Consider the following 1,267-nt stretch of genomic DNA (forward strand, 5'->3'; position numbering starts at 1 on the left):
TCGACGACCTGGGCTACGAGGGCCTGGCGGTCTGCGGCCAGGGCGCACAGCTCTACCACGCGGGGGAGCACCGGCTGCTGACCTCCGTCACCCTGGACCGGCAGCTGGCCAGGGCCGCCGTGGCCCGCTGGCGGCCCTGGCGGTTCCGGATGAACAACGACCTCTGGGGCTCGCCCGTGGTCCGCGACGGGCTCCTCTACGTCACCTCGTTCGAGGTACACGCGCTCGATGTGGCCAGCGGGCGGCGGCAGTTCAAGACCCGCGAGGTCGCCTGGTCGATGGCCGTCACCGGCGGCCGGGTGCTCGCCTCCGACGGGCCGAGCCTCTACGCGCTGGACGCCGCCGGCGGCGCCGACCGCTGGCGGATCTCCCTCGACGGCTGGATCTACGCCCTGCGTGCCGACCGCGGCACCGTGGTCACCGCCACCAGGGGCGGCGGCGTGCAGGCCTGGGAGTCCGCCAACGGTGAGCAGCTGTGGGAACTGTCCGGCGCCCAGACCGACTTCGAGACCCAGGACACCGCGCCCGTGGTCCACGGCGGCGTGGTCTACCTGTGGGGCGAGGGCCTGCTCTACGCCCTGGAGGCCCGCACCGGCGCTGAGCTGTGGCGCCACCCGGTCGGCGACACGTCCGTCACCGGCGGCGTGCCGGTCCGCGTCGCCCCCAGCGACGACGGCGTCGTGCACGTCAGCGCCGGCTCCCGGGTGCTCGCCCTCGACGCGGCCACCGGCGCCGAACGGTGGCGCTTCGACGCGCCGGCGGCCATCCTGTGCCCGCCGACGTACGAGTCGCCGAGAAGCCGGGCGGCCGGCATCTACTTCGCCGACTACCTCGGCACGGTCTACGCGCTCGACGTCACCACCGGCGACGACCGCTGGCGCATCGCCACCGAGGCCCGCGCCGGCACCGACCCGGTCCTGGTCGCGGACGGCCTGGTGCATCTCGGCAGCGGTACAGCGATGTACACGCTCGACGCGGTCAGCGGCACCCCGCGGTGGCGCTTCGCCGCGGGCGACTCCATCGTCGGCTCCCCGGTGGTGAGCGGCGGCCGCCTGCACTTCGGCTCCGAGGACCACTGCCTGTACACGCTGGACGCGGTCAGCGGCCGTCTCAGCTGGAAGCTGGAGACCGGCGGCGCGATCACCGGCACGCCGGCCACGGCGGACGGCATGGTCTTCGCGTGCAGCAAGGACCACTGCGTGTACGCGTTGGACGCGGCGCGGGGCACGCGCCAGTCGCAGTCGTAGGCCGTTTCTCCCCACCCACC

1 protein-coding gene is annotated in these 1,267 nt (G+C 74.3%); it reads left to right on the forward strand.

Annotation, left to right across the window (positions count from 1 at the left end; genetic code table 11):
* Nucleotides 1-1,247, forward strand: a 1,247-nt coding sequence (locus E1283_RS36280; protein WP_165956379.1) for an outer membrane protein assembly factor BamB family protein, incomplete at its 5' end; no start/stop codon positions are given.
* Between the last annotated feature and the right edge of the window lie 20 nt (nucleotides 1,248-1,267).

Source organism: Streptomyces hainanensis (genome assembly GCF_004348415.1).
Classification (GTDB): domain Bacteria; phylum Actinomycetota; class Actinomycetes; order Streptomycetales; family Streptomycetaceae; genus Streptomyces; species Streptomyces hainanensis.